7 protein-coding genes and 1 pseudogene are annotated in these 8,543 nt (G+C 32.2%); 7 read left to right on the forward strand and 1 reads right to left on the reverse strand.

Annotation, left to right across the window (positions count from 1 at the left end; all coding sequences use genetic code 11):
* Nucleotides 1-83: 83 nt before the first annotated feature.
* Complete coding sequence (gene abc-f, locus JJE11_RS09630; RefSeq protein ID WP_291634978.1) at nucleotides 84-2,009, reverse strand: ribosomal protection-like ABC-F family protein; 1,926 nt, start codon at nucleotides 2,007-2,009, stop codon at nucleotides 84-86.
* Nucleotides 2,010-2,373: 364 nt separating this feature from the next.
* Between abc-f and JJE11_RS09635 the strand changes: the two genes are divergently transcribed.
* From JJE11_RS09635 to JJE11_RS09665, 7 genes and pseudogenes are all read left to right on the forward strand, one after another.
* Nucleotides 2,374-3,012 (forward strand): redox-sensing transcriptional repressor Rex, encoded by a 639-nt coding sequence (locus JJE11_RS09635; RefSeq protein WP_291634980.1) that lies wholly within the window; start codon nucleotides 2,374-2,376, stop codon nucleotides 3,010-3,012.
* A 192-nt stretch (nucleotides 3,013-3,204) separates the two neighbouring features.
* A complete protein-coding gene (locus tag JJE11_RS09640; RefSeq protein ID WP_291634982.1) occupies nucleotides 3,205-3,984 on the forward strand; it encodes a short-chain-enoyl-CoA hydratase in 780 nt (259 codons plus the stop codon).
* A gap of 74 nt (nucleotides 3,985-4,058) precedes the next feature.
* Nucleotides 4,059-5,198, forward strand: a complete 1,140-nt coding sequence (locus JJE11_RS09645) for an acyl-CoA dehydrogenase (RefSeq protein WP_291634985.1) — start codon at nucleotides 4,059-4,061, stop codon at nucleotides 5,196-5,198.
* 13 nt (nucleotides 5,199-5,211) lie between these two features.
* Nucleotides 5,212-5,994, forward strand: coding sequence for an electron transfer flavoprotein subunit beta/FixA family protein (locus tag JJE11_RS09650; RefSeq protein WP_291634987.1), 783 nt, complete (start codon nucleotides 5,212-5,214; stop codon nucleotides 5,992-5,994).
* A gap of 19 nt (nucleotides 5,995-6,013) precedes the next feature.
* The gene (locus JJE11_RS09655) at nucleotides 6,014-7,021 is read left to right on the forward strand and encodes an electron transfer flavoprotein subunit alpha/FixB family protein (RefSeq protein ID WP_291634989.1); all 1,008 of its coding nucleotides are present in this window, start codon (nucleotides 6,014-6,016) and stop codon (nucleotides 7,019-7,021) included.
* A 125-nt stretch (nucleotides 7,022-7,146) separates the two neighbouring features.
* Entirely contained in the window at nucleotides 7,147-7,992 is an 846-nt protein-coding gene (locus JJE11_RS09660; RefSeq protein WP_291634990.1) for a 3-hydroxybutyryl-CoA dehydrogenase, read from the forward strand.
* A gap of 269 nt (nucleotides 7,993-8,261) precedes the next feature.
* Nucleotides 8,262-8,543 (forward strand): annotated as a pseudogene (locus JJE11_RS09665) (NAD-binding oxidoreductase); the annotation flags it as partial.

Here is an 8,543-nt window from a genome sequence, read left to right on the forward strand (position 1 = left end):
AATAAACTTAGAGTCTGTTAACGAATTATCGGATATCAGAGCATTATACATTTCGAACCTTAAGATGATTAAAATTGATTCTTTTATTCTGCATCATCTATAAAGTCTTCCCAATCTGCATAAAGATCTTGTAGTTCACATTTAACACTTGAAATTTGTTTGGTTACGTCTTCACTTTTAGTTGGGCTTGAATAAACTTCTTCGAGGCAAAGATCGTTATTCAATTTTTCCGATTCTTGTTCCAATGAAGAAATTTTATCTTCTAAATCTTTAAATTCTAATTTTTTTTGTTTTTCTAAGTTATTTTCATCTCTCTTCTTTTTTTTATCAAAATTAATTTGAGTTTTTGACATTCCCGCATGGGCTTCTTCTACTTCAAATCTTAGGGGGTTTTTCTTTTTGTCTACATAATATGTATAATTACCTAAATATTCTTTGAGCCCGTCTTGGTTTAATTCAAGTATTTTATCAATTACCTTGTTTAAAAAATATCTATCATGCGATATTACAATAACCGTACCATCATATGCTAGTATTGAATCTTCTAAAGCTTCGCGAGACATAATATCCAAGTGATTTGTTGGTTCATCTAATAGTAAAAAGTTCGATTTAGAGAGCATGATTTTTAGAAGATTAATCCTACATCGCTCGCCTCCGCTAAGTGCAGATATATTTTTAAATACATCGTCACCTATGAATAAAAACGACGCTAATGCATTACGAAGCTCTGTGGTAGTAAGCTTAGGGAATTCGTCCCAAACTTCATCTATTATAGTTTTTTCTTCATTCAAATCTGATTGTTCTTGATCATAATATCCTACAAAAATATTGTGCCCCAATATTTTTATACCTGTATCACTTTGAATATTATCCATTATAATTCTAAAAAGAGTTGTTTTACCTCTTCCATTTTCCCCAATGAGAGCGATCTTTTCGGTTCTTTTTATATCTAAATTTAAATTTTGGAACAAAAGATTTTCTCCAAATCGTTTTGATAAATTTTCTATATGAAGAACATCATTCCCGCTTTTGATTTCTGTTTCAAATTTAATTTTAGTTTCTCGCGGGTCAGCATCGGGAGAATCAATGCGGTCTAATTTGTCCAAGGATTTTTGTCTGCTCTCTGCAGCTCTTACACTTTTTTCTCTATTAAAGGATTTATATCTAGTTATAATTTCTTCTTGTCTTTTTATTTCTGACTGTTGCACTTTGTATGCTTTTAATTGAACTTCATAATTTATTTTTTTTAAGTCAATAAAACTCGTATAGCTACCATTATAACAATCTACATGGCCATTAATAAGTTCAAAAGTTTTATTGGTAATAGTATCTAAAAAGAATCTATCATGTGATATTATGAACATAGTTCCTTTATAGACTTTTAAATAATCTTCTAACCATTCTATAGCATCTAAATCTAGGTGGTTGGTAGGTTCATCAAGTAACAGTATATCTGGATTTTTAAGTAATAACTTGCATAGTGCGATCCTAGTTTTTTGACCTCCGCTTAATATGTTTATTTGTTTATCATAATCTTCTTCCATAAAACCAAGACCTCTTAGAACTTTGTTAATTTCAGCTTTATATGTGTAACCGCCTCTATTATTATAAAGTTCAGAGGTTAATGTATAGTCTTTTATTATTTTATTGTGATATTCCTCTTTGGAAGAATCATATGGTTCATTCATTTTTGTTTCTAAATCTTTCAGGCTTTTTTCTAGGCTTAATAGATTATCGAATACTAAAAGTGTTTCTTCATAAATATTATTATCTAAATTTAACCCTAAATCTTGGGATAGATAACCAACTCTTTTATTTTTATCTATAAATAGCTCACCATTATCATAATCTAGTTGTGAAGTGAGTATTTTAAAAAGCGTAGATTTACCTGCTCCATTAGCGCCAATAAAACCAATTTTTTCGCCTTCATTTATACTAAAAGTTATTTTGTCTAAAATAACATCTATACCATAACTTTTGTGAATATCTTTGCAACTTAAAACTATCATTAGTTTCACCTTCCCTGTAATATTAAAATAGCTTGAAAATAATAAAATCTAAAGTTAATTAGAATATTTTATGTAACGAAACTATTAAAGAAATTAGAATTTATTTTTTATAAATATTAAATAAAGTCCATTTCTATATTATTGTACTATTTATACTTAGACTTTTGTAGTGAAAAATAAATAAATATAACAATAATTATTAGAAATAGTAGTATAGAAAAAACTAAATAAGTTAAAATATGATAATAAGCATTAAATTTATGAACAAAAGTGCTGAAATTATGATAAAAAGTAGTGTTAACTCACAATAGTGTGGTAATATTAATAATATAAAATTTATGTTGGTTGCAGAGGAGTGTAAATTGTGGAAATTAAAAAAAATATATCGATGGCTGTTATTAGGAGATTGCCTAAATACCATAGATATTTAAGAGAACTTTTAAAAAATGATGTAGATAGAATATCTTCAAAAGAATTAGGCGAGAAAATTGGGTTTACAGCATCTCAAATTAGACAAGACTTGAATTGTTTCGGAGATTTTGGACAACAGGGATACGGCTATAATGTTAAAGAACTCTTAAATGAAATAAGTGGAATATTGGGACTGTCAAGGGAATATAAGATTATAATAGTAGGTGCAGGCAATATAGGTCAGGCTATTGCAAATCATACTTATTTTGAAAGGCTATCATTTAACTTGGTAGGCATTTTTGATGTTAACCCAAAGCTCATAGGACTTAAAATTAGAGATGTTGAAGTAATCGACTTAGATAAGTTAGAGTGCTTTTTAAAAGTGACACCAATAGACATTGGTGTAATTTGTGTGCCGAAAAATAGTGCTCAATTAGTTAGTGACATGATGGTGAAAAATGGGGTTAAAGGCATATGGAATTTTGCACCTGTGGATTTACAGGTACCAGAAGAAATAATTGTTGAAAACGTCCATTTAAGTGAAAGTCTTTTAACGCTTAGTTGTTTAATGAATGACAGGACATATTCATAAAACTAATTTGTTTGCTGCGTCCTCATTAAAACAGGAAACTTTTTTAATGTGGAAACAGATTTTTCTTGTTGATATAAGTACTGTAAAGAGATATAATGTAATTGAAGCGAAGGGCTTTAATTATTTTAGACACATTTGTTATAATATTAACAAATCAAGAAGGAACGTATCAACTTGTAAGGAGTGGATGTTGTGGAATACAAAAATATTGTTCTTCTAAAAGAAGACAAAATTGCAGTACTTACAATTAACAGACCAAGAGCTCTAAATGCATTAAACTCAGAAACATTAAAAGAGCTAAATTTAGCAATTGATGAAATTGCGAGTGATGACCAAATTTACGCAGTGATTTTAACAGGTGAAGGAAAAGCTTTCGTGGCAGGGGCTGATATCACTGAAATGAAAGAGCTTGACGTAATGGGTGGTAGAAGATTTGGGAATTTAGGTAATAAGGTTTTTAGAAAATTAGAAACTTTAGAAAAACCTGTAATAGCTGCAGTAAATGGGTTTGCCCTAGGCGGGGGATGTGAGCTTTCTATGGCTTGTGATATTAGAATAGCTTCGTCAAAAGCTAAATTTGGACAACCTGAGGTAGGGCTTGGAATAACTCCAGGTTTCGGTGGCACTCAAAGACTTCCTAGACTTGTAGGACTTGGAATGGCTAAAGAATTAATTTACACAGCAAATATTATTGGTGCGCAAGAGGCATTTAGAATCGGACTCGTAAATAAAGTAGTTGAGCCTGAAGATTTACTAACAGAAGCTAAAGCACTTGCAAATACAATCGCTGGGCAAGCACCTATTGCTGTAAGTTTTTGTAAAGCTGCAATAAATAAGGGAACACAAATAGACATAGACACAGCTCTTTCATACGAATCAGAATTATTTGGAGAGTGTTTTGCGACAGAAGATCAAAAGACTGGAATGATAGCATTTACTTTGAAAACAGAAAAATGCTTTAAAAATAAGTAAAAAAATAGTTATTTGGTAATAAGAAGAGGTAGATAATAAAATGATGCCTCAGAGAATAGTGAGGAGGAAAGTTCATGAATTTTACATTGACAAAAGAACAAGAATTTGTAAAACAAATGGTAAGTGAATTCGCAATAAACGAAGTAGAACCTATAGCTGCGGATATAGATATAACAGAAAGATTTCCAAGAGAAACTGTTGAGAAAATGGCTAGATATAATATGATGGGTATACCAATTGCAACTAAATATGGTGGTGCAGGCGGAAACATTTTATCTTATGCTATTGCTGTTGAAGAATTATCAAAAGTATGTGCGACTACGGGAGTTATACTTTCAGCTCATACTTCATTATGTGTGGGTCCAATAGATATGTTTGGTACAGAAGAGCAAAAAATGAAATATTTAGTACCACTTGCAAAAGGTGAAAAATTAGGTGCTTTTGGGTTAACTGAACCTAACGCAGGAACAGATGCGTCGGAGCAACAAACTACAGCTACTTTAGTTGGAGAAAATTACATATTAAATGGTTCAAAGATATTCATCACTAATGGTGGAGAAGCTGATACATATGTAGTTGCTGCTATGACTGATAAGAAAAAAGGGAATAGAGGAATATCTTGCTTTATAATTGAAAAAGATTTCGAAGGATTTTCAATTGGTAAACATGAAGATAAATTAGGAATAAGAGCATCTGCAACTACTGAACTGGTATTTACTAATTGTGTAGTTCCAAAAGAAAACTTGCTTGGAAAAGAAGGAAAAGGCTTTGGTATAGCAATGAAAACTCTTGATGGAGGAAGAATTGGTATAGCAGCTCAAGCACTGGGAATTGCAGAAGGAGCTTTAGAAGAAGCTGCTAAATACATGAAAGAAAGAAAACAATTTGGGAAACCACTTTCAGCATTCCAAGGTTTGCAATGGATGATGGCTGAATTGGATGTTAAAGTAGAAGCTGCTAAACTTTTAGTATATAAGGCTGCCTTTAATAAGGATAATGGTCTTCCATATAGCGTAGAAGCTGCTAGAGCAAAATTATTTGCGTCAGAAACAGCTATGGAAGTTACAACTAAAGCTGTTCAAATATTCGGTGGATATGGATATACAAAAGATTATCCAATAGAAAGAATGATGAGAGATGCTAAGATAACTGAGATATATGAAGGAACTTCACAAGTTCAAAAAATGGTTATTGCTGCAAACTTATTAAAGTAGGAGGGATTAAGAAATGAATATAGTTGTATGTTTAAAACAAGTTCCAGATACAAATGAAGTTAAAATAGATCCAAAATTAGGAACACTTATAAGAGAAGGTGTTCCATCAATTATAAATCCAGATGATAAAAATGCTTTGGAAGAAGCTTTAAGATTAAAAGATACAGATGGTGCACATGTAACAGTTGTAAGCATGGGACCCCCACAAGCACAAATAGCATTGAGAGAAGCACTAGCTATGGGAGCTGATGAAGCAATATTAGTATCTGACAGAGCGTTTGCAGGAGCAGATACATTAGCTACATCTAACGCATTAGCAGCAGCGATAAGAAAATTAGACTATGATGTAATTTTTGCAGGTAGACAAGCTATTGACGGAGATACAGCGCAAGTTGGTCCTGAAATAGCAGAGCTTTTAGATCTTCCACAAATAACTTACGTTGAAAAAGTTGAAATAATTAAGAGTGGATTAAAAATTACAAAAGCTTGGGAAGATGGATATGAAAATATAGAAGTTAAGACACCAGTTCTTTTGACAGCTATAAAAGAGTTGAATGAGCCAAGATATATGGACATAAAACACATTTTTGAGATGTATGCAAATAAAGAAGTTAAGGTTTGGAATGCAGATGATATTGGTGCGGATAAAGAGCTTCTTGGACTAAAAGGTTCACCAACAAAGGTTAAGAAGTCTATGACTAAAGAAGCTAAAGGACAGGCAGAATTAGTAGAATTGCCACCTAAAGAAGCTGCTCAATTTGTAGTTTCAAAATTAAAGGAAAACCACTTTATTTAAGATGTAGGAGGGATTTAACATGAATATAGCAGATTACAACGGAGTCTGGGTCTTTGCTGAGCAAAGAGACGGAAAACTTCAAAAAATAGCATTAGAACTTTTAGGTGAAGGAAGTAGAATAGCAGCTAAACTAGGAATGGAATTAACTGCAGTACTTCTTGGTGATAAGACAGATGATATGGTTAAAGATTTAGTATCACATGGAGCAGATAAAGTAATAGTTGCTGAAAGCCCATTGTTAAACCATTATTCAACTGATGGATATGCAAAAGTTATAACTGAACTAGCAAATGAGAGAAAACCTTCAATAATATTTGTAGGAGCTAGTTATTTAGGAAGAGATTTAGGTCCTAGATTATCAGCAAGACTTACAACAGGACTAGTTGCTGATTGTACATCACTTGATATAGATCCAGAAAACAACAATCTATTGATGACAAGACCAGCATTTGGAGGAAACTTAATGGCTACAATAGTTTGTGGAGATCATAGACCACAAATGGCTACTGTAAGACCAGGAGTTTTTGAAAAATTAGCTTTAGATACAAACAGAACTTGCCCAGTTGAAAAGATTACTGTGAACTTAACACAAGCTGATATCAGAACTAATACTACGGAGGTTGTTAAAGTAGCTCAAGCATTAGCAGATATCGCAGATGCTAACATTATCGTATCTGGTGGTCGTGGAGTTGGAGCTAAAGAAAACTTCGCAGTTCTCGAGGAACTTGCAACTTCCCTTGGTGGAGTTGTTGGAGGATCAAGAGCCGCAGTTGAGAATGGTTGGGTAGATAAATCACTTCAAGTAGGTCAAACAGGAAAAACAGTTAGACCTAATGTATATATAGCTTGCGGTATTTCAGGAGCAATTCAGCATTTAGCTGGTATGTCAGAATCTGATTATATAATAGCTATAAACAAAGATGCATCAGCACCAATCATGAAAGTTGCTCATTTAGCAATAGCTGGAGATTATGCAAAAGTTATTCCAGAAATGATAGCACAGATTGAGGTAATAAAAAACACATAATTTGCTTTTAAAATAGCATATAAATTAACTTAATTTACCCTAATGCTAAAACTAGCATTAGGGTAAATTTTAAAATAGGTACATTTTTAGATTTTAGTTGAACACAATTTAAGGAGCGTGTTATTATGGAAAAGGTTTTTGTAATTGGAACCGGAACTATGGGATCTGGTATTGTTCAAACATTTGCAACTAAGGGATATGAAGTTATATTAAAAGGTAGAAACGGTAGTTGTACAAAAGGGCTTGCTGGAATTCAAAAAAATCTTGAAAAACTAGTTAAAAGAGAGAAAATTACAACAGAAAAAATGGAAGAAATACTTTCAAGAATTTCAGGAACTAGTGATATGAATTTAGCGGCAGATTGTGATTTAATAATTGAAGCTTCTGTAGAAGATATTGAAGTTAAAAAACGAACTTTTGAAGAGCTCGATGACATCTGTGGACCAGAAACTATTTTTGCAACAAATACATCTTCACTTTCTATAACAGAAATAGGTGCATCTACGAAAAGACCTGACAAGGTTATAGGAATGCATTTCTTTAATCCTGCAACAATGATGAAGCTAATAGAAATTATTAAAGGAATGGGTACTTCAGATGAAACTTTTAGCAAGGTAAAGGAAGTAGCTATTGCTGTTGGAAAAGACCCTGTAGAGATTATTGAAGCTCCTGGGTTTGTTGTAAATAGGATATTAATACCTATGGTTAACGAAGCAGTAGGGATACTTGCAGAAGGAATTGCAACTAAAGAAGATATCGATAAAGCGATGATGCTCGGGGCTAATCACCCAATGGGACCTTTAGCACTAGGGGACCTTATAGGTCTTGATGTATGTGTTGCCATCATGGATGTTTTATATAAAGAAACTGGAGACTCTAAGTACAGAGCTCATAGTCTTTTAAGAAAATATGTTAGAGGTGGATTACTGGGAAGAAAAACTAAAAAAGGATTCTATGATTATTCAAGATAAGTAATTATTTTAATATGAGTGAATTAAGAGGGCATTGTATGTTAATGCTCTTTTTTTAGTACCGATATAAAAAAATATGTAATTGTCATAGCATAATATCCCAAACATATAAAATTTCATTTTTAATTGTCAAATTTATAAACATAAGAAGGTAGGCATTAATATTGCTAAGTACATAAGAATAAAAATACATATTATTATACTCGTTACTGACTGTCTATTTTAATATAGTTAATATACCAAGATTATGTGAATATGGAGGGATACAAATGTATAAAATTATTGAGAAAAGAGCTTTAGCACCTCAAATCTTTTTAATGGATATCGAGGCACCGAGGGTAGCAAAATCAGCAAAACCTGGTCAATTTGTAATTATAAAAATGGATGAAAAAGGTGAAAGATTACCTTTGACAATTAGTAATTTCGATGCTGAAAGAGGTACAGTAACTATTGTAATTCAAACAATAGGTTGTTCAACAAAAGAAATGGAAACCTACGAAGTTGGCGATTCATTTTCTGATTTTGTAGGACCACTTGGGCAGGCATCAGAA

It is taken from the genome of Clostridium sp. (genome assembly GCF_016650095.1).
GTDB lineage: Bacteria > Bacillota > Clostridia > Clostridiales > Clostridiaceae > Clostridium_AD.